20 protein-coding genes, 1 CRISPR repeat array and 1 riboswitch are annotated in these 21431 nt (G+C 54.3%); all 20 genes read right to left on the minus strand.

The genetic code is table 11. From position 1 onward, the window contains the following. Positions 1–134: 134 nt before the first annotated feature. Positions 135–767, minus strand: coding sequence for a precorrin-8X methylmutase (locus tag DKB62_RS00740; RefSeq protein ID WP_107196831.1), 633 nt, complete (start codon positions 765–767; stop codon positions 135–137). Continuing rightward, complete coding sequence (locus DKB62_RS00745; RefSeq protein ID WP_198643564.1) at positions 757–2145, minus strand: cobyrinic acid a,c-diamide synthase CobB; 1389 nt, start codon at positions 2143–2145, stop codon at positions 757–759. Before DKB62_RS00745 ends, DKB62_RS00740 begins: the two co-directional genes overlap by 11 nt. After that, positions 2142–3356 carry a precorrin-6y C5,15-methyltransferase (decarboxylating) subunit CbiE gene (gene cbiE, locus DKB62_RS00750; protein WP_107196830.1) on the minus strand — a complete coding sequence of 405 codons (1215 nt, stop codon included), beginning with the start codon at positions 3354–3356 and terminating at the stop codon, positions 2142–2144. Before cbiE ends, DKB62_RS00745 begins: the two co-directional genes overlap by 4 nt. Then, on the minus strand, positions 3353–4117 hold the full coding sequence (gene cobK / locus DKB62_RS00755) for a precorrin-6A reductase (protein ID WP_107196829.1): 765 nt from the start codon (positions 4115–4117) through the stop codon (positions 3353–3355). Before cobK ends, cbiE begins: the two co-directional genes overlap by 4 nt. Then, a complete protein-coding gene (gene cobJ / locus DKB62_RS00760) occupies positions 4114–4845 on the minus strand; it encodes a precorrin-3B C(17)-methyltransferase (RefSeq protein ID WP_107196828.1) in 732 nt (243 codons plus the stop codon). The genes cobK and cobJ overlap by 4 nt, the downstream gene beginning before the upstream one ends. Then, on the minus strand, positions 4842–5906 hold the full coding sequence (locus DKB62_RS00765) for a cobalt-precorrin 5A hydrolase (protein WP_087478679.1): 1065 nt from the start codon (positions 5904–5906) through the stop codon (positions 4842–4844). The genes cobJ and DKB62_RS00765 overlap by 4 nt, the downstream gene beginning before the upstream one ends. 48 nt (positions 5907–5954) lie before the next feature. Then, entirely contained in the window at positions 5955–6713 is a 759-nt protein-coding gene (gene cobM, locus DKB62_RS00770) for a precorrin-4 C(11)-methyltransferase (protein WP_107196827.1), read from the minus strand. Positions 6714–6722: 9 nt separating this feature from the next. Continuing rightward, a complete protein-coding gene (gene cobI, locus DKB62_RS00775; RefSeq protein ID WP_107196826.1) occupies positions 6723–7427 on the minus strand; it encodes a precorrin-2 C(20)-methyltransferase in 705 nt (234 codons plus the stop codon). Further along, the gene (gene cbiD, locus DKB62_RS00780; protein ID WP_107196825.1) at positions 7424–8560 is read right to left on the minus strand and encodes a cobalt-precorrin-5B (C(1))-methyltransferase CbiD; all 1137 of its coding nucleotides are present in this window, start codon (positions 8558–8560) and stop codon (positions 7424–7426) included. Before cbiD ends, cobI begins: the two co-directional genes overlap by 4 nt. Positions 8561–8570: 10 nt before the next feature. Beyond that, a complete protein-coding gene (locus tag DKB62_RS00785; RefSeq protein WP_107196824.1) occupies positions 8571–9356 on the minus strand; it encodes an ABC transporter ATP-binding protein in 786 nt (261 codons plus the stop codon). A 5-nt stretch (positions 9357–9361) separates the two neighbouring features. After that, a complete protein-coding gene (locus DKB62_RS00790; RefSeq protein ID WP_107196823.1) occupies positions 9362–10354 on the minus strand; it encodes a FecCD family ABC transporter permease in 993 nt (330 codons plus the stop codon). Further along, positions 10351–11325 carry an ABC transporter substrate-binding protein gene (locus DKB62_RS00795; protein WP_107196822.1) on the minus strand — a complete coding sequence of 325 codons (975 nt, stop codon included), beginning with the start codon at positions 11323–11325 and terminating at the stop codon, positions 10351–10353. Before DKB62_RS00795 ends, DKB62_RS00790 begins: the two co-directional genes overlap by 4 nt. 21 nt (positions 11326–11346) lie before the next feature. Then, positions 11347–13230, minus strand: a complete 1884-nt coding sequence (locus DKB62_RS00800) for a TonB-dependent receptor plug domain-containing protein (RefSeq protein WP_107196821.1) — start codon at positions 13228–13230, stop codon at positions 11347–11349. Positions 13231–13261: 31 nt separating this feature from the next. Continuing rightward, positions 13262–14023 carry a TonB family protein gene (locus DKB62_RS00805; protein ID WP_107196820.1) on the minus strand — a complete coding sequence of 254 codons (762 nt, stop codon included), beginning with the start codon at positions 14021–14023 and terminating at the stop codon, positions 13262–13264. Continuing rightward, entirely contained in the window at positions 14020–14433 is a 414-nt protein-coding gene (locus tag DKB62_RS00810) for an ExbD/TolR family protein (protein WP_095628908.1), read from the minus strand. Before DKB62_RS00810 ends, DKB62_RS00805 begins: the two co-directional genes overlap by 4 nt. Beyond that, positions 14430–15050, minus strand: coding sequence for a MotA/TolQ/ExbB proton channel family protein (locus DKB62_RS00815; RefSeq protein ID WP_107196819.1), 621 nt, complete (start codon positions 15048–15050; stop codon positions 14430–14432). Before DKB62_RS00815 ends, DKB62_RS00810 begins: the two co-directional genes overlap by 4 nt. Positions 15051–15163: 113 nt before the next feature. Beyond that, positions 15164–15344: riboswitch (cobalamin riboswitch) on the minus strand. A gap of 305 nt (positions 15345–15649) precedes the next feature. Then, positions 15650–17298: direct repeats of the CRISPR family, unit length 28 nt; unit sequence TTTCTAAACTGCCTATGCGGCAGATAAC. 132 nt (positions 17299–17430) lie between these two features. Next, the gene (gene cas6f / locus DKB62_RS00820) at positions 17431–18006 is read right to left on the minus strand and encodes a type I-F CRISPR-associated endoribonuclease Cas6/Csy4 (protein ID WP_107196818.1); all 576 of its coding nucleotides are present in this window, start codon (positions 18004–18006) and stop codon (positions 17431–17433) included. Between the two features lie 4 nt (positions 18007–18010). Then, positions 18011–19024: a type I-F CRISPR-associated protein Csy3 gene (gene csy3, locus DKB62_RS00825; protein WP_107196817.1), complete on the minus strand. Its 1014-nt coding sequence runs from the start codon at positions 19022–19024 to the stop codon at positions 18011–18013. Positions 19025–19039: 15 nt separating this feature from the next. Next, positions 19040–19933: a type I-F CRISPR-associated protein Csy2 gene (gene csy2 / locus DKB62_RS00830; RefSeq protein ID WP_232818856.1), complete on the minus strand. Its 894-nt coding sequence runs from the start codon at positions 19931–19933 to the stop codon at positions 19040–19042. Further along, complete coding sequence (locus DKB62_RS00835; protein ID WP_107196816.1) at positions 19930–21093, minus strand: type I-F CRISPR-associated protein Csy1; 1164 nt, start codon at positions 21091–21093, stop codon at positions 19930–19932. Before DKB62_RS00835 ends, csy2 begins: the two co-directional genes overlap by 4 nt. Between the last annotated feature and the right edge of the window lie 338 nt (positions 21094–21431).

The raw sequence follows: 21431 nt of genomic DNA on the forward strand, positions 1-21431 counted from the left end.
TTCGGTTGACTTAATCAACTATCTATATATAGTATAGCAGAGTTATCCTACCGGCACAAGAACAAAAAGCCTGTCCTTGCCCCTATCGGCATCACGGGGAAAGACAGGCGTTACAAACGTAAATTATTATGAAATCAGGCGTCCCGCGTCAGCTTGTACAGCAGGGCGTTGCAGATCGCCGCGGCGATGTTGCTGCCGCCCTTGCGGCCTTTGGCTGCAATATAAGGCGCCCTGCCGGCCATGATGAGCTCCTTGGCATAGACGACGTTGACGAAGCCTACGGGAACAGCGATGACGAGCTCCGGCCGTATCTTTCCCTGCTCCATGAGCTCGTGAAGGCGGATGAGGGCCGTCGGTGCGTTGCCGACGGCGATGATGACCGGCCCCTCGAGACGGCAGGCCTTGTCCATGCAGGCAGCGGCCCGCGTCGTCCCCTTGGCCTTTGCTTCGGCAGCTACGTCGGCGTCGGCCATAAAGCAGACCTTGCGGCACCCCAGCTTGTCGAGGGCGGCCTGGCTGATGCCCGTGCAGGCCATGTTCGTATCGGTCACAATAGTACAGCCTTGCCGCAACGCAGCCAATCCCCGCTCCACAGCGGCATCGCTGAAACGCAGCGTCCGGGCGTACTCGAAATCGGCGCTGGTATGGATAACCCGCTTAATAACGTCCTTTTCCATAGGCGGCAGGCAGATTTCTCCCAGTTCTTCTTCGATAATTTCCATGCTGCGCCGTTCGATGTCAGCCGGCAAAATATGTTCAATCTTCATGATGGCGTTCCTCCCTGTACGTACGGCATGCGGCGACGAACCGGCGGGCCCAGTCCGGATTGCTCCAGAAATGAATGTGCGGATACGCCGCGACAATGCGGCCTTCGCTGCGCCCGCAGGGCCACGACCGCCTTCCCGACGCCTTTCGGGCCGTAAAGGCAGCGCCGTTGTCCGTGCTGTCGGAATAATGAAATTCGTGGGCGCAGATGGTATCGCCGCGGCGGCAGAGCATTGTATCCTCTTCGGCCGTCAGCGTGACGTAGCCGAATCGGGTCAGGTGATCCGTCATCTTCGAACTTCCCGGCAGGACGCCGCACCAGGAAACGGATTGCTCTCCTGCGGAAAATTCTTCCAACAGGTACATAAAGCCGCCGCACTCAGCAACGCAGGGCATGCCATCTGACAAAGCCCGTTTTAAACTGCCCTTCATCGCGGCGTTGGCTGCTAAGGCTTCTGCGTAGAGCTCCGGATAGCCGCCGCCGAGGTACACGCCTTCGCAGTCAGGCAGCCTTTCGTCGTGGAGGGGACTAAAATATACCAGCTCCGCTCCCAGCTGCTTCAGCAAGGTCAGACTGTCTTCATAATAAAAGCAGAAGGCTTCGTCCCGAGCGACAGCGATCCGGGCAGGTCCTGCCGGCTTCAGTACAGGCTCTTCGTACGGCAAAGGCCGGGCTGACCGGGCCAGGGACAGGAGAGCAGCCACGTCGACAGACTGCATTACCTGCTCGGCCAGTGCGTCTATTTTACTTCGGAAATCTTTAATCTCCCCGGCTGTGACCAATCCTAAATGGCGGCTGGCAAAGGCGCAGCCGGCCATGTCGGGAAAACAGCCGAAGGCGGTCAATCCTGTTTCTTTTTCCCACACATCCTTAAAATACGCGTACACGCCGGGCTTAATGCGATTGACGATAAACCCGGCAATCCGGCTATCCCTGCGGAAAGCCGCCGTCCCTTTAATTTGAGCCGCCAGGGACAGGCCTGCGCCGGAGCCGTCGATGACGAGGACGACGGGCGTATTCGTGACCTTAGCCAAATCATAAGCGCTGGCCTCGCTCGTCGTGCCGACGCCGTCGTAATAGCCCATGGCGCCTTCCAATACGGCGATATCTGCGCCGTCGCTGCCTGACGCCAGCAAGTAACGGGCCGTTGCTGTCCCCTGCTCGCCTCTTCCGAATAAAAACAAATCCAGATTATGAGACGCCGTCTGGAGAACGCGGCTGTGAAATAAGGGGTCGATGTAATCGGGGCCGCTCTTAAAAGCTGCCGCCGTCAATCCCATCTTCTGCAGGGCCCGCAGAAGCGCGCAGACGATGGTCGTTTTGCCGCCGCCGCTTTTAGGGGCGGCAATCATCAGCCGCGGCGTCCTCGTCTCCTTCATAGGCGTCCCTCCTTCGGCAGCGCCGTCAGGATATAGACGGGATTTTGCCCCGTCATCATGTGGTACGGGCCGACGCGCCGGCTCTCGGCTGCGCTGAGCTGCGTAATATCCAGCGTATACCGTTTCTTTTCTTTATAATAAGCCGTAATATCAGCCAGCGTCTCGATGGTAATAGCCGTCATGACGATGCGGCAGGCCGCGTTTTTTCCGTATATGCCGTCCAGGATATCCGTCATCTTTCCCTTCGTGCCGCCGATAAAGGCGCAGTCCGGCGCTGGAATAGGCTCCATCGTTTCGGCGGCGTCGCCCGGGACGATGGAAACGTTTTCCACGGCGAAGCGGCGGCAGTTTTCCTGCACCAGGGATAAGGCCTCTTCGTCGATTTCAAAGGCGAATACATGTCCAAAAGGAGTCTGGCGAGCCAGCTCGACCGTGCAGGACCCCGTACCGGATCCGATATCGTACACGCAGTCGCCGGCCTGCGGCGCCAGATGGGAAATGGCGACAGCCCGGACAGAACGCTTGGTCATAGGTGCGCCGCTGCGGACAAAGGCGTCGTCGGGCAGGCCGTGGACAGGCGTCGTCGTCGGCAAGGGATGATCGTTGTATATCATCATGACGGCCAGGCCGCCAATATCCTGCGCCGCCATCTCTTCCGCCGTGCCGGACAGAATTTGCTCGTCTTCATAGGATAAATTCTGTCCAACATCGACGCGGACATGGCCTAAGCCGGCCTGGCACAGCTCCCGGCAAATCAGAGATACGGTATCGCTGCCGCCGGTCAGGCAGAATACCTTATGATGGCCGTATACGGCGGCGGCGACAGACTCCCGGCGGCCGTGCCGGCTGACGCAGTACGCATCGTGCCATGGCGTCCGCACTTTAGCGGCAAAATACGCGAGGCTGCTGATACCCGGGCAGGATATGACCGTACAGCCCGGAATGTCCGTCAGCAGCCGTCCTAAACTAAAAAAGCCGACGTCGCCGGACACGACGACGGCCGCCGGCCCGTCTCCGTCTTCCATAGACGCTAAGACGCGCCGTATTTCCGACGGTTTATACGTTGAAATGATTTTCTTTCCCAGGGAAGAAAAGGCCTCGGTCATCCGCCTGTCGCCCAAGATAACCTGGCTTTCTTCGACAGCCCGTTTTCCCTGTATCGTCAAAAAATCAGGATGTCCCGGCCCCATGCCGACGATATACACCTTCATGCCATTTCCTCCTCACAAGCTGCCTGCCGCAGCCGTTTTGTTGCGTCTTCCAGTGAACTTCCCCTTTCCGCCGTCCGCTTCACGACGATAAGGACTGCGCCGGCTCGACGGGCTCCCTCTTCTTTTTCGCCATAGCCTCCGGCCTGCCCTGAGTCCTTGGTAACGACATAGGACGCCCGGGTCTGGGCAAACATAGCGGCGTTCAGGTCAGCCGAAAAGGGTCCCTGCATGCAGATAATATGGGCCGGGTTATAGCCCAGATTCAGCGTCCGCTCCAGAGATGACGGCAGGGGCAGAATGCGCAGATACATGCGCTCCCTGTAATCGGGAACGGCGGCAAAGATATCCAAATCCTTGCTGCCTGTCGTCAGGAATATCCTTCCCGTCGTATGGCTCAGCATGTCCGCTGCCTCTTCCATCGAGTCGACTGTGACGACGCCGCCGTGCTCCGTACAGGGCCGGACGACGCGGCAATAAGGAACCCTCCCTTCCCGGCAGGCTGCCTGTATGTTTTCCGTCGCCGCCGCGGCGTAGGGATGGGTCGCGTCGACGGCCAGCCGTATATGATACTCGCGCAGAAAGGCAATCATAGCCTGCCGGTCCATGCGCCGCCGGACAATGCGGATATGATCCGCCTTCGGCAGCAGGGCTGCGCCGTAGTCCGTTGCGACGGACACGTATACCGTCAGGGGCAGCCCCGCCGCGTATTCCGCCAGCAGCCGACCTTCCGTCGTGCCGCCGGCAATCCAGACGGCCGTCACAGGACGTACCCGCGCGGCGTCACCATCTTCTCCTTCAGCACTTTGGTCTGGCTGTTGCCGATAAAGACAGTGGAAAACATATCCAGCACCATGTCCTGCAGCTGTGTCAGCGTCGTGATTTCCGCCGTCTCGCCGTCGCGGCCGATATGGCGGACGATGCCGGCCGGCGTATTTCCCGGCCGATAAGGCAGGATAATCTGACAGGCCTTGCGCAGGTAGCCGGCCCGTTTTTTGCTGGCCGGATTGTACAGGACGATGACGAAATCGCCTTCAGCGGCGCAGCGCAGGCGCTTTTCGATGACTTCCCAGGGCGTAAGCAGGTCGCTGAGGGAAATGAGGCAGACATCGTGAGTCAAAGGTGCGCCCAGCAGAGCTGCCCCCGAGCAGGCCGCCGTCACGCCGGCCACGACGACGACGTCGATGTCATCGCAGTCCGCCGCCACTTCGTGCATGATGCCGGCCATGCCGTACACGCCGGCGTCACCGCTGGAAACGAGGGCCACCGTCTTGCCTTCGCGGGCCTTGTCTATGACCAAGCGGCAGCGGTCGGCTTCCTTCGTCATCCCCGTATCTAACAGCTCTTTATGAGAGTACTCTTCTTTTATCAGTCCAATATACGTAGTGTATCCAATAATGCAGTCGCAGCGGTCCAGCACCTGACGAGCCTCGGCCGTCATGCCAGCAGGGCCGCCCGGCCCGATACCGACGACATACACCGTATGCTTCATACCTTGTCCTCCTTCTTGCCGAACTGGACGACGTATTCTTCGCAGGCAATGGCTACAGTTACGCCGTCGCGGCCCGATTTTTCCAGCAGCAGCCGGCCGCCATGGCTGGATAAGACGGCAGCCCGTTCGCAGACGTTATCCGTACCGACGACGCGCCGCACAAAGCCTGACGAAATAAATTTTCCCGGTGCGTCGTTGAGCTGCCGCGCCGTATAGTAGCGCACCGGCAGATGGCGTGCCCGGGCAAATTCCGTAATACCTACTTCGTCCTTCTTTATATCAATCGTGCTGACATCGGCTACGGCATCCCAGCTCAGGTGGAGCTGTTCCATATCCTCGCCGACGCGGCGGGCGATGAAATCGGCGCTCGCGCCGCGGCGGCAGCCTACACCGATGTGCAGGATCGGCGGGCGGGCTACGACGGTCACGGCGAAGGGATGGCATTCGTCCTTTACCGTAACAGCTAGACCTGCCGGGCCCTGTTCGGCCTGCACCAGACTGGCCGGCACGTCGCCGCCTAAGGGAAAGTCGCTGTACAAGCCAGCCTGTCCCCGTTCGAGAAGAGCCGCGGCGAAGGCCTTGGCGTCGGTCAGAGACGACAAGCGCAGTCCCTGCACTGCCGCCCATTCGTCGACGGCAAAGAGATTGTTGACGTCCGTCGCCGTCGTGATGACGGCATGGCCGCCTAATCCCTTCGCCAGATACCGGGCGATGTTGTTCGCCCCGCCGATATGGCCGGACAGCAGGGGAACAACGTATTCCCCTTTTTCGTCGACGACCAGCACGGCCGGATCCTTCTCCTTGCCCCGCAGCTGCGGAGCGACAGAGCGCACGGCGATGCCTGCCGCGCCGACGAAGACGAGGGCCTCGGCGTTGCGGAAAGCCAGGCGGACGCTTTCGGCTACATTCAGTGGAAAGGGCCGCAGCACGGCCGGGTTCATAGGAATAAATTTATTCATCGTTTCATGGGTTACGATGAATCCCAATTCAGATAATACGGGGCCGATGCGCAAGCTCAGCGCCGTCCCCGCGGCGGTAAATGAAAAAACGACTGCTTCCATACCAATCTGCCTCCTCGTACGGGCATACCTTGCCGTATCCGGGCCGCCTTATTTCCTCTTTCCTTGGCGATACCCGTGGGTAAACGCAGGATCATATAATAAGCTTCTGTCATAGGCGCTGCCGAGAAACTCGCCGACGAGGATGAGGGCCGTCTTGTCGATGCCCTGTGTTTTGGCCGTCTCGGCCAGCGTACTGACAGTGCAGCGGCAGACCCGTTCTTCCGGCCACGACGCCTTGTAGACGATCGCTGCCGGCGTCTGTCCGTCGTATCCGCCTTTCTGCAGCTCCTCCTGCAGTCCTTCCAGCAAGCCGGCGCTGAGGAAAATGACCATCGTCGCCTGGTGGGCGGCATAATCGGCGATTTTCTGCCGGTCCGGCACAGGCGTACGCCCTTCCATGCGCGTGATGACGACGGACTGGCTTACGCCGGGCAGGGTGTATTCGGCCTGCAGAGCCGCCGCCGCTGCACAGAAGGAGCTGACGCCGGGCACGACGTCGAAGGCGATTCCCTTCTCCGCCAGGATATCCATCTGCTCGCGGATCGCTCCGTATACGGACGGGTCGCCCGTATGCAGGCGGACCGTGACCTTTCCTTCCGCCTCGGCTTGTTCCATGACAGAAATGACCTCTTCCAAGGTCATAGATGCGCTGTTTTTCACGACGCATCCCTCTTTAGCATACTCCAAAAGAGCCGGATTCACCAGAGATCCGGCGTAAATAATGACATCGGCCTGTTCCAGCAGGGATTTTCCCCGCAAGGTGATCAAGTCGGGCGCGCCTGGTCCGGCGCCGACGAAATGTACCATGGCAGCCTCCTATTCCTTGACCAGAACGACGGAAAAATACGGCCCGTCTTCTGCGTCCTTCAGCGACGTATATATCTTCTCCCCAGCCATGCCGCACCGCTCGACCATAGACGCGGCGTCCAGCCTGCCGGCGGCGGCCAAATCCTGTTTCAAATCAGCCAGCGGCCCCGCCGGCTTCATGACGACCTTGCTTCCGTCCATGGCCAGCAATTCCCAGCGGTCGCTCCGATTTCCGGGAATGATCGTCAGCGTTTCGTCCTTTTCGCACAAGGGCCGTCCCAATCGGGCCGCGGCGGCGCAGAAGCTGGGCACGCCGGGGATGATTTCCGTCTTGTAACCGTGTTTCTCGACGATGCGCTGGACGTACAGGCTTGACGCGTAGATCGTCGGGCAGCCCAGCGTAATGAGGGCGACGTCCCGTCCGGCCGCCAGCTTTTCTTCCAGCGCCGCCGCACCGGCTGCATGGGCTTTTGCCAGAGCAGCTTCGTCGCGGGTCATGGGAAAATCGATGTTCAATATGTCTTTTCCCTGCAAATCTACGTCGGCCATCGCGGCGACGGCCTGCAGCAGAATATCCTTAGCCGTCCCTACGCCGGCCCGTCCCTGCGGAGCGGCCAGTACCGGACAGGCTTGAATGCGTTTTAACGCCTTGACCGTAATGAGCTCCGGGTCGCCCGGCCCGACGCCGATACAATATAAGGTTCCCTTCATCATAGTATCTCCCTTGTTGTATGATGCAGCAGCAGCTCCTTCGCCCGGCTCGTATATCCCAGGACGCCGTACGTATTGGAAAATAGGACGGCGCCGGTCTGCACTTCGCCATGAACGCGCTGCTCCATGTAATATTCTATCTTTTGACACGTAAAGGCCATGACGGCCTCCCGCAGCCCTTCCTGCGTCAGGATGCGCATGGCTTCGTCCGTCGTCACGGCGTCGTATACGGCCCGTCCTGTCTTTCGGGACGCACCGCACAGCATAGCCGCCAGCGCCAGGAAAGACGTGCGCCCGTCGGCATAGGACGAATGCGTGTTCATAATACCTTGGGCTACCTTGACCAGCTTGCCCAGATGGCCGATGAGCAGGATGTCCTCAAAGCCGCAGTACAGGCCGTAGTCCAGAAGCTCTCCGACGTAGTTGCTGATCGTCACCCGCTTGGACACGTCGACGCCCAGCCGGCTACGGCTGAAATCGACGCCGTAGTTTCCGAAGAAGGCCAGCACATGCCTGTCGCCGGCAGCCTTGCGGGAATCCATTTCCAGTCGTATCGTATCGACGAGAGCTTTCTCGCTCATGGGCTCGACGATGCCCGTCGTCCCTAAGATGGATAAGCCGCCGACGATGCCCAGACGGGGATTGAAAGTCTTCTTCGCTACCTCTTCGCCGCCGGGAATGGAAATCGTCACGGCAAAGCCGCCGCCATAGCCGCAGGCTGTCCCTACATCTTCCAGAGCCTGGCAAATCATGCGGCGCGGTACGGGATTGATAGCCCATTCGCCTACAGGGCAGGCAAGGCCGGCTTTCGTCACCGTGCCGACACCCTCGCCGCCGCGAATAGCCACGCCCTGCGCCGTTAAGGCCACGTCGGCATAGACGAGCAGGCCGTTCGTGATATCCGGGTCGTCGCCGCCGTCCTTGACGACAGCGCAGCGCGCCTTGCCGGGCCGCATGGTGCTGTCTTGTATTTCCAAGGTCAGCACGACGCCCCTCGGCGTGGTAATCGATACGGCGGCTGCGGCCTCTCCCGTCAGAGCCATGCGGGCCGCCGCTTTCGCCGCCGCAGCGGCGCAGGAGCCCGTCGTATAGCCGCAGCGCAGCTTTTTGCCGCCTGTTACGGAAAATAAATCCATAGGCCCCTCCTTATCGTTCCAATCCCAGGGGGATTAAAGCCCTGCGGCCGTCTGACATCTGAACCAGCTCGGCCTGTACACCGAAGACGCGGCGCATCAGATCCGGCGTCAGCACGTCGGCTGTACGTCCTGTGCAGACGATTTCTCCGTCTTTCATGACGATGGCCTGCTGCGTGTACTGCAGAGCCTGATTCATATCGTGAAGGACGACGACGATGGTCAGTCCTAATTTTTCGTTTATATGGTTCAGCAGGCGCATCATGTGCAGCTGATGGCGCATGTCCAAATACGTCGTCGGCTCATCCAAATATAAAATCGACGACCGCTGGGCCAAGAGCATGGCCAGCCAGACGCGCTGCTGCTCGCCGCCCGATAACTGCTGAACCACGGCGTCGGCCTTGTCTTCCAGCCGGACAGCATGCAGAGCCTTTTCCACATACAGTTCATCCTTCGGCGACGCCGGGCGGTAAAACGTCCGATAGGGAAACCGCCCCATGCGCGCCAATTCGCGGACCGTCATGTCGTCGGGAGCCTGATGCAACTGAGGCAATACGGCGATATGACGAGCCAGCTCCCGCCGGCTGAAGGAAGTGATGTCCCGTCCGAAAATAGTAATCGTCCCCTTGTCCGGTCGCAGCATGCGGCTCATGGTCTTGAGAAGCGTACTCTTGCCGCAGCCATTGGGCCCGACGACGGCCGTGATGCTGCCCGTTCCAATGGAAAGGGTAACATCGCGCAGGATATCCCTGCCTCCCAGGGAAAGGGACAGATGTTCTGCCGAAACGGCGTAATCCATGGCTGTCACACTTCCTTCCGCAGGAGAAATAAAAAGAACGGCGCGCCGATGAAGGCCATGATCAGGCCTGCCGGCAGTTCGACCGGCGCGAAGATCACCCGGGCCAGCGTATCGCTCAGCGTCACGACGGCCATGCCCAGCAAGGCCGAGCCGGGAATGATATAGCTGTAATTCGTGCCGACGAGAAGGCGCACCATGTGCGGCACGACGAGGCCGACAAAGCCCAGCAGGCCGGCTACGCTGACCGAGCTGGCGGCCAATAAGGCGGCCACTGCCGTGAGCAGCACCCGGGCCAGCTCGATATTCAGTCCCAGCGCCCGGGCCATGTCGTCGCCGAGCTGCAGGACGTTGAGGTAATAAGCGCCAATCAAAGCCAGCAGCAAGCCAGCGCACCAATACGGCGCGACGACGGCCGCTTCATTCCAGCTGGCCGCCGAAAAGCCGCCGACCATCCACAACAGCGCGCCGTGCACCCTGTCGCTGTAAAATACGAGAATCCCTGAAATGCCGGCGCTCAAAAAGGCCGAAACAGCTACGCCGGCCAAAATAATCCGCACCGGCTTGATGCCGTTTTTCCAGGCCAGGGCATAAATCGCTCCGGCCGCCGCCATCGCCCCGAGAAACGCCACGGGCGTCATGAGATAGGTCATGGCCGGAAACAGGACGAGGACGACGATACCCGTAATGCCTGCACCGGCAGAAATGCCGATAATATGGGGGTCTGCCAAGGGATTGCGCATAACCGCCTGCAAGATAGCTCCGGCTACGGCCAGATTCGACCCGACCATGGCCCCCGTCAGCGCCCTGGGCAGGCGCAGGTTCCACACGATTTGATCCGCCGTCTGGGCCGTCGGGTTCCATAAAATAGAAAGCACCTGACTAGGCGGAATCACCGCCGCCCCCTGGGCGACAGAAGCGACGATACCAATAAGGGCCGCCGCCGCAAAAACAACCAGCATGAACCAGCGCCAGGCCAGACGGTTGCGCGGCCTGATCATGAGAAGACCTCCGGATAGGCGAGCCTGGCCATGTAGGCTACGGCGTCGGGATAGTCGAGACCGGGATTCAGGAGGAAGTACCGCTCAGGCAAAACGTATACCTTTCCTTCCTTTACGGCCCGCAGCGTCGCCCAGGCCGGATTCGACATGACATCCTGACGAATCCGCTCTTCTATTTTTTCCGCCGGCCCCATAGAGGTGAAGAAGATAATGTCGGGATCCTTTTCCGCCAGCGCTTCCATGCTGTAGGGAACCTTTTCCATCGTTCCGCTGGTTTGGGCATCGTCGGCGACGTTGTCCAGATGAAGCATTTTGGCCGCGCAGCCGGCAATGCTGGTTTCGAGCTGTACCGTCACCGAGCTGGGCGTCGCGTGGATGATAGCGACCTTTTTATGATCCTGCGGCGCTTTGGCGACGATGGCCTCTATGGCCTCATCCATTTCCGCCGCCCGAGCCTCGGCCGCCTCTTTCTTGCCGTAAATCGTCCCGAAGACGGCTAAATTCCGCTTTACGTCGTCATAGGTCTTGCTGCGCAGGGCGATGACGGGAATGCCGTTCTGCTCCAGCAAGGACACCAGTTTTTGGTGCTGCACCTCGCTGGCTACGACTAGATCGGGCTGGAGCTCGATGATTTTCTCGACGCTCACGTTATACACGGGCCCTACGTCCGGCACCGCTGCATATCGCTCAGGCAGCTCGGCGTCTTCGGCCTTGACCGTCGCCCGGCCGGCCAGCTCGCCGTCGAGGGCGTCGGCCATATTCAATAAGGACGTAGACAGGACGACGACGCGCTGTGGCTTCTCTGCCAGCCGTACGTTCCGGCCCATATCGTCCGTAATAACGGCATAGGCTCCGTCGGCCTGATCTCTTTCTTGGGCCGTCGCGGCGTTCTGCGGCGCGCAGCCGGCGGCAAACAGAGCAAACAAACACAAACATAGACCGGCCCAAAGGAACCACCGTTTCGTACGCATCCTATCCCCTCCTGTCATCTGTTAAAAGCTGTATTTCGCCCCGGCCAGCCAGAACCGCCCTGCCGACGGGTAATCGTGGTACATGTCGTACCCTTCGTTGGTCAGGTTATTTACCTGAGCGTATACGGTAAAATCTTTCGTAACGTCATAGCTTACGCCGAGGTCCCACGTCACGTAGGAGCCGTGCATGTAGTAATCATCGTCGCGGCCTGTGCCGGCGTTCATGGTCATATTGACCTTCCAAGCCTTGTTGTGGAAATGCAAGCCGGCGTGATAGCCATTAGGACGGTTGAACGATTCGTCGCCATGCATTCCCTTGCCATCGCCTTCATCAATTTTCGTATGAATATAAGAATATCCTAATTCATAATCCCACTTGTCGTTGATAGTCTTATTCATGGAAATTTCTATGCCGCGTTTTTCTTCTTTATTAAGATTTTTCACTTCCTTAGTAGAATCGCTTCTATACCACCGGATAGCATTGCTAAGACTGCTGCAGAAAAAGTTGACATTAAACGACGTTTTCATATCGTATTGATAACTAAAACCTAGGTTTTGCGTATATCCTTCCTCCGGTTCCAAGAACGGATTGCCGTATGATCCCCTTTTGTCATTACTGTAGTACAGGTCATTGAGTTTCGGTGCGGAAAAAACGCGGCTCCAGTTAGCATATACATTCCATTTTTCATTTGGCTGATAATTCATAGCAATACGCGGCGTCTTATGAAAACCGAATTCACTGTTGTCATCCAAACGAATTCCCGGCGTAATATTCAATTTACCGAAAGTCATAACATTTTCCAAATAGACGGCCCGGTTTGTCCGCTCTTTATCAATATATCCTGAGGACACATTAGTTCCCTCATCCTTCGTCCATTCTACGCCGGCCGTCAGCACGTTGTGATCACCCAGCTTCCAGCTGTTTTCAGCCTGCACACCCTGGTAGCGGGAATGGAAATGGTAGGTCCAAAGATTTTTGGAATAGTTATTGAAATAGCGGATAAAGCCCGGTGTATCGCCGTCTTCACCAAAGGTATACGTAAGGCTGTAATTGTTGTTCAGCCGCTCAATCCGCTTGTTGGCCGTAATCGTCTGCAAACCCGGCTGTTCATCGGAGTCGTCGAAGGTCGAGCCATGGCCCTGAAAATTCGTATGGGCAGCCCAAAAAGTCAAGGAGCTGCTGTCGTTCAGTTTCTGGTCGATGCGGGCCGTCAGGGAATCCTTATTGTAATCGCCGCGGCTTTCATCCGTATCGTATCCGTCGTCGTTGAACTGGTAATACTTCCGATGGCCCAGGCTGCCCGTGACGTACCATGACGTATTGCCGCTGGAGCCGCTCGTCGTCAAGGAGTAATTATGCGTTCCCCACGAGCCCGTATTGACGTCCAGCGTCGTCCGGTTTTGGCCGCCTCGTTTCGTAATGATGTTGACGACGCCGCCGACAGCGCCGCTGCCGTAGCGGACGGACCCGCTGCCCTTGGTCACTTCAATCCGTTCGATATGGTCGACGCCGGGCAAGGTCTGCAAATCGACGGTGCCGCGGCCATAGGCGGCGCTCTGGGGATTGGTAATCGGCTGGCCGTCGACGAGGACGAGAACCCGGTCGTCGCCGTTCAGGCGGATATAGGCCGACGTTCCCGGCACCTGTTCCGTCACGGTGACGCCGTTTACCTGTTCCAGCGCTGTCTGCACGTCGATATATTGATTTCGTTCCAAATCTTCCGCCGTGATAACCGCCGTGTTCGACTGTTTTTCCTGCAACGCCTGGGCCGTCAGCACCGGCTGATAGCGATCGGCCGTTACGACGATTGTATCTGTATCTGCGTCCGTTGCCGCCGCGCCGACAGGTATGCTTCCTGCCAGCGACAAGCAGATCAGCGAAAGCAGCGTTTTATGTGATGTCATATATGTGCTCCTTATATACTATATAGTACCATTAACGTATTTGAAAGGGAATATTCAGCTCTCTTTCCGAAGCTACAGCCTGACCGTAGCTGTTCTGCGCCGGTTCGTACACGCAGCCGTAGGCGATCTGCACGGCCGCCTCGTCCATGGCCGCATATCCCGACGAAGCAGAAACCGACGCGCTGGCAACGGAGCCGTCCGCACTGACGACGATGTGAACCGTCACGGTTCCGCCGATATTTTTCCGCCGCAGTTCTTCCGGATAATAGGAATTCACGTCGGGTACCGATACGAGGCGGGCTTTCGTCGCCGGCCGCAGTCCGTCGCCGCCGGGAACACCGGCAGCGCTTCCGCCGGAGCCAGACTCGCTCCCCGAACCGGACGCTCCCTGCCCTGCACCGCGGCCCTGTCTGTCCGACGAAGGGCTTTGCCCAGCCGCGGATTGCGTTTTATGAGCCGCCGCGATTTCCTTAGCCTGGGCGGCGTCGACGCCCGTCTCGGCCATGATTTTCTGTACCTCCCGCTGTTCCTGCACCTCTTCGGTATAGGACTCGTCGATAGCCGGCATCGGGCTGGCCGGCGCTTCATACGTCGGGGCGCCGTCTCCGCCGCCCAATTTCGGCAGGTTGTTCATCGAATCTTCATTATATACCGTCACGTCGATTGGCTCGACCTGGGAACGGGTCTGGATAAAGGTAAACACGCCAGCCGCCGCCAGTACGACAAACAGCGTCCCATGGACAGCCAGCGAGACAAACAGAGCCAGCCGCTTATCCTTGTCCTCGCGCCTCACTTCGCACCGCCGCTTTCCGCAGCCAGGCCGAAATGGGTAACGCCTGCACCCTTCAGCTCATCGAGCAGGGCCATGACTTGTCCGTAATCCAATCCTTGATCGGCTCGGATGACGACGGAAAACTGCCCGCTGCGGCGCTGCGCTTCGGCAGCCTGCCGCACTAAATCACCGCGGCTGATTTTCTTATCTTCCAGCCATAGCGTCCCGTCTTTTTTCATCGTCACGACGTAGTTGACCTTCGTCTGAGCCTCGGCATGGACGGCCTGGGGCAAATCGACGCCGACGGTCTTCAAGTCGACCATGTACAGCGTGCTGATCATAAAGAAAACCAGGAGGAAAAACATGATGTCGATCATGGGGATAATCATGACCTCCGGCTTCGTAAATTGCCGTCTGTCCCGCAGTCTCATGATACTCGCTCCCGTTCCTTGCGCGGCATCAGCTCAAGAGCAGAAAAACACAGTTCCATATCCGTGATGATGCGGTCCAAGCGCTGTGTAAAATAGGCATGAACGGCCAGAGCCAAAATGGCTACGCACAACCCGAAGGCCGTCGCCACGAGAGCCTCGCCGACGCCGCCCGTAATAGCGATAGCCTGCCCCGATTCGACGTTGAAAATGCTGAACGACGTAATCATGCCGCTGATCGTCCCGAGAAGCCCCAGCAAGGGAGCCATGGTGACGATGACGCTCAAATAATACAAGCGGCTACGCAGCTTGGCCAGCAATACGCCCGACTGCACTTCGACAAAAGCGCCGCGCCGCTCGTCGTCGCAAGCGAAGGCGTCGGACAAAATCAAAGCCAGACCGCCCTGCCCCCGACGGGCCGCTTCGCAGGCTTCGTCATATTTTTTCAATTTCATGTACGTGTAAAATTGCTGGGCAAAAGCCTTCCCGGCGTCCATGCGCTGATAAAAAAGCCACCGCTCGACACCTACGTACACGACAAACAACGAACAGGCCAGCAGGGCGTACATGACGATGCCGCCCCTTTGAAACAACTGCAGGCCTTCTGCTATGGATTCCATATCTCCCTCCCCGGCAATGCCGTCACCGTTTCCTAAATCAAAAAAGCCGCAAGGATATCCCTCACGGCTATTCGCGCAACATTGAATCTCCATTCCCATCGCTCGCAGGTCTATCGGTGATTATCAGTCAGGCAGTTCTTCTGGCTCAGATTCATCGCTCCGCTGCGCCTTCCCATACCCAATGGGGTACAGTGACATATTGCAGCATCGCTCCTCGTTACAGCGGCGGGACCGCGCCGGAGTTTCACCGGACTTCTCTATTAAGTCTGCGACACCTGACCTGCATATAAATAGATTTTAATTAACTATAGCATGCCCCCTAGAGCCTGTCAATATGCGGATGGTTGTACGAACGGCTTCATTTTGTCATAGAAAATGAAAAGAGTCATAGAAAATGAAAAGAGTCATTCCCCTATACATTCCCGACAGTATCAAGTGGTGGATGATATTTATTTGATGAGGACGTCGCAGTATCCTTTTGCTTCCCGTCCTTCGGCAGTTTTGATCGGCATCATGCACATAATCCGATACTACCGCCATTTTCTTCCAATGTACGCAGCCGAATGATTCGTTTCGCCCACTTTTTACACAACTTCAATTTTCTAAACTGCCTATGCGGCAGATAACGGCAATCATTCGGCCGAGTTCTTCGTTTTGCTTTTCTAAACTGCCTATGCGGCAGATAACAACATGGCCGTATCCGCACAAGACTTGTCGGCTTTCTAAACTGCCTATGCGGCAGATAACGTGATTTGGATTTTTTTGCTGCTGCCGTTGAATTTCTAAACTGCCTATGTGGCAGATAACCATTTGGGCTACGACGGCGGTAATTTCCTAATTTTCTAAACTGCCTATGCGGCAGATAACGTCAAACAGCTTTGAATCGGTTAACTGCGCAATTTCTAAACTGCCTATGCGGCAGATAACGTTGTTGAAGTGTTGAAGCGTGCTGCGACTGATTTCTAAACTGCCTATGCGGCAGATAACGAAAAGCTGCGGCGGGCCGTGACGGCGACAATTTTCTAAACTGCCTATGCGGCAGATAACGCTATGGTGATTGATTATGTTACCGGTGTACTTTTCTAAACTGCCTATGCGGCAGATAACATTTGGGAAACTTCGGACGAATACAAAGATGTTTTCTAAACTGCCTATGCGGCAGATAACTTAGGATGGGATCAATCCCTTGAAGTCTTGTTTTTCTAAACTGCCTATGCGGCAGATAACCATATCGATGACATCTAGTTTTTTCGTCGTTCTTTCTAAACTGCCTATGCGGCAGATAACCATATCGATGACATCTAGTTTTTTCGTCGTTCTTTCTAAACTGCCTATGCGGCAGATAACTACTGATGGCGATAAAAAGGTAGACGGTCATTTTTCTAAACTGCCTATGCGGCAGATAACCAAAAGCCGCCAATCGTTACGCCGCCTTCACCTTTCTAAACTGCCTATGCGGCAGATAACGATGTCAAGCCGCTCCGCACATTGTCTACGACTTTCTAAACTGCCTATGCGGCAGATAACATCACAATGACGACGAGCTTAACCGGCGTTACTTTCTAAACTGCCTATGCGGCAGATAACGCATTAGCAAATGCCATCGTCCCCGGAAATACTTTCTAAACTGCCTATGCGGCAGATAACAAATCCGCCTTCGTAAATCCAATTTACACCTTTTTCTAAACTGCCTATGCGGCAGATAACAAATCCGCCTTCGTAAATCCAATTTACACCTTTTTCTAAACTGCCTATGCGGCAGATAACTGTTCCCCGACGGCTTCGGCCATTTTTTCCCATTTCTAAACTGCCTATGCGGCAGATAACACATGGCATGTTTCCCTCTCCCTTTTCCATCATTTCTAAACTGCCTATGCGGCAGATAACGTCAAACAGCTTTGAATCGGTTGACAGCGAGATTTCTAAACTGCCTATGCGGCAGATAACAATTACACCCTTGTCCTCGTCAAACTCACCAATTTCTAAACTGCCTATGCGGCAGATAACTGCCGGTTGACGTCCCTTGCGGACGTTGTATATTTCTAAACTGCCTATGCGGCAGATAACAAAAAATAGTCAGCGGAAATTTAAAAAGAATTTTTTCTAAACTGCCTATGCGGCAGATAACGCAAATGGCCCCTTGTCACCTCGATTAGTCAATTTCTAAACTGCCTATGCGGCAGATAACTTCGCACGTATTATGAACATGCTGAATCTGAATTTCTAAACTGCCTATGCGGCAGATAACTGTAAGAAAACATACTGCCATACGGCATACATACTGGCATGGCAGTATGTTTTCCTTATTTTACCCTAAATTTTTCCAGATAGCAAAAATCCGCATATTTCCAAGGATTTTCCTTTACTCATTTTATTTTGGTTAAAATTCGGGTACTGCGGAATGAGGACTCAATCCATAACTGCCAAAATGATTTTTCTCTCCTGGTTCAGCTTTCGTCCGTTTAATGAACAATCGGAATGGATTGTGGTTCGTCATGCTACACATCTGAATATACGGCAGCTGCGTCGCCCGATTCTTTGATTTCATAATCTGGAGAGCCTGTTCATAGGAAGTATCAGGATGGCGCTGGCTGTACCGTCTTGCTTTTTGATGGACGGAGCTGTCTGGCTGATATCGGCTGTACACAGCATAGCCTTTTATCTTTTTATATGGTATTTTCTTTATCTTTCCAATATCAGCATAATCAGCAAAACGCCGCAATACACCCTTTATATTCAACATTTCCAATAGGTGTTCATCTTCTGCCAAAATCCGCAGCTTAGTCCCTAATGAAGTTTCTCCATACTCTGGAAAAGATACGGCAATATTCGTAATTCCCTGCGTATTTTTTAGATCTGCCAAAGCAATATGAACTGCTGTAAATACTTTCCCCCAGAGAAAATTTACAGAAGAGCCTTCATCAGGAAGCAGCGTGATCTCCTGATAGTACTGCATGATATCATTCCTTTCCGCTTTGTCCGAAGACGCCGCCGCGCACTAATACGGCCATGACATAGTGTTCGTCTTCCTCACATTCCAGCGCTTCTCCTACAGAGTATTTATCAAATAAGGTATAAAAATCCTTCTTGCTCGTGCCTGTCCGATAGGCTTTCCCCAAATTCGTAACGGCGCCGTACGGTTCTATCGCAATGGGACGCAGGACGTCGTCGTATTCCGGATACCACGTATCAATAGTCCTCAAGGCATTGCCTAACTTTTGAGAATGCATAGCCGCTGTATCGTTTACGGCGTATAAAATCTTGCTTTTTTCACTCTTCTTGTCGAGGACTAATTCTTCGCTCGGATATACTTCTTGTCCACGGCCCAGCAGCACATTGGCTTCGACATCAAGAAAAAGATACGGTTTAGTGCCGCACAAGGCGTCGGCAATGCAGTTTGCCAGAGCTAAGATATTGGCATCTTCATCGTCAAAATCGCGTAAGCTGTAGTCGTACGCATTAAATACCCATTGTGATTCCAGCTCTTTTGCCGTCACGATAATTTCTATTTGCTCTGCGCCGACGCGATTTCTCCACAAAAACCGTCCGTTAGCAATATTGAAAGCATATCGTTTCGCTAATTCGGTAAAGCCGTAACGGTCTTTATAAGCTTGGATCATGCCGTTGATTTTCTGATAGTGTTCTTCATTATTACAGGCTGACGGCTGCTGCACCGGCAAAAATTTCAGTGTAAAACAAAGCTTTAACGTATCGCATTCCATAGATAAAGAAGCGCTGTCTACAGTTTGCAAATTTGCTTTTTCTACTTCTGCATTCAGTTTTGCCGGGTCATTTTTAACGGCGTTCTTCAGCCGATTGGAAATAGTGCCCCGCACCGATTTTTCTGCTAAGCGAATCGGAGTTTTTTCCGCCTTCCTCACATCCCACTGCGTTTCATACATATATCCGTCCGAAGGAACCATCCGCTTTTCAAAGGCCAATACAGACGCGATAACAGAATCTCTTTTTGCCATAACAAACTCCTCCTTTTACTGCAACTTCTGATTTCTGCAAATATATAGTCCCTGTTCTTCATCGTATTCATAGTGCCACATCATGTCGTCAATATCATCAAATTGATACGGCATCTTAAACTCGCCCAGCGTAACGATATTTTCGGCAAAGCGATGCGGTTTTGTCATATCTCTCTGATGAGATACCTGCATCAGCGGCGATATCGCCTTAAATCCTACAGAAATGGGAATAATCCAGCCGGGTATTGCTCTTTCGTACGTCCAATCCGTACGATCCGATTCGGATGACGAATCGGCATGGCAATGAATCCTCAAAAACTTCAGCAATGTATCCAACCCATCTTCGGAACCAGCGGCTTCCTGCTCCAGTATATCCCGCCGTTCAATCAGCACATATCCAGGCATCATCTTGGCAATAAGCGGCTTATACCCATAGTCTTTTTCCTCGTCAATATATACGATCTCTGCCTTACCGGCTTTGAGAATATCTCCAGAAGCGATTTTCATAGTTGGCAGCAGCATTGTGATCGCATGTTCACATCGCTCCTTATATTCCGGAAGAACCCGGCTCGTTTCGATTACCAAGGTTACAGTCACATGAACTCGTGCTTCGGCAATAAACGGCGGCCGTTCGTAGGCTCCGCCTTTCTTTTTCAGCGGATTGGCCGTCCCGATAATCGCGTTTCTGTACCCTTTTTGAACCTGTAAATTACAGGAATGGCAGACAACAGCCGTTTTAGAAAATGTAATATCTGAAAAAATGGGGTCCCATACCGATAGGTTCCGCTGCAGAGCATGCACAGCTCCCAGCCATGCTGTCATTGCCGGAAAGCCAATGGTATAGGTGCTGCTCATCGCATTGGCATTGTGAATCTGCACATCAGGCAATACGATATACGTCTTCATCATTCGCATCTCACCGCCTTATCCAGCTCATCTCTGAACTTATGCTTAAAAAAGTGCATTTCTCCATCCCCTAAGGTGCAGCTTTCTTTCTTCAATATATATTCATAAGTACGTATTACCCAGCGTCCAAAATCAGCACTCAGCTCCTCACGCCATTCTTCTTCTTTCCGCTGCAGCGCATAATGAGGATCTAGCCAAATTTTCTGATGCTGCGGCAAGGACGCATAGGCTCCGTCGTCGCTCCATCCCTCACCCTCGCGGCGAAGGGCATAGGCCGTCATCATAGCCTGGGAAATAAGCTGATCTATATACGCTCTTACGGCGTCGCGGATTTGCTTATTATTCCTGTCCTCTTTAAACAGTACATGAAGTTCCTTAAATATGTACTTATAATTTCTAAATGAAAGGGATTCCCTAAAAAAATTCCTTTTAGGTTTCCGCACTTGCCGGCCAGACAGTACAGGCGGCAGCGAGGGCAGCAAGTACGCCGTTCCTCCGTTGGCGCTGTTTAAATAGCTGATATTCTGGGGTTTTGTCCCACCGAAGGAAATAGCCGTCAAATCCCAAAGTTCATCATAATCAGCACCAGCCTCACGGCACTGCTTCCGGTGTTCGTCTAATTGTTTAACCTTTCCTTTCAGTTTCAGCAATACGCTGGAAGACGGCATGACCGTCAGCAAGTGATAGGCATTGCCCCCAATAGGAAAATATACTTGCTTAAGCAGTCCGTCGGTCGTATCGGGGAAGCTCGGCTGACTGCATTGCAGGATCCGTTCTTTAAAGATATGATACAATGCCTCGTCTAGGTGCAAAGCTTTAAATTCTTCTTCTACCAAAGAGCTTCCTGTTACTACATGAAAAAATACATTATGACCATCGTCCAAAAGTTTATCAAACAATAATTTAGCTGTCCCCATATACGCGGCGTTGACAGAAACATCTACATCATGAGCCGAATTCGACGTAGCAACATATCCTTTGCAAGGAGAATCAGACGTATCGTATAGGGTTACTTTAGCATCTGGATGGGAAAACTTTCCGACATGCGTAGCTATCTTGCAGAAGGGAATCTCATCTATCCGTTTTTGCATCCATTCCGTCACTGACAGCTTCTTGTTTTCTGCCTGTTCTTCTATGTACGTCTTAAGAATTCCCATAATCATCACTCCGTTTCCATTGTATAATATCCATTTTATTTTATTTTATAAATGTTATACTATAATTAGGGGAAAATGACAACTATCTGAACATATACCCATTCCTAAAGAGTTGCTGTGACACGCCTTATATTGGTCAATCCAGCATGCTATTATCTCTCCCGTACAACTCTCTAACGAAAAAACGCCAACATCCAATTGAACCAGATAAAATGCAATTCCATATCCAAAAAAGAAAAAAGCCAGCCTGAATTAGCTGGCAGAGAAAAAAGTTCATGCAAACAACAGCGGCACGTTCCGCACAAGTGCTCCGGACAGTGACAGAAAGTACATAGTTCCGGAAA

Source organism: Megasphaera stantonii, from assembly GCF_003367905.1.
Lineage (GTDB): Bacteria > Bacillota > Negativicutes > Veillonellales > Megasphaeraceae > Megasphaera > Megasphaera stantonii.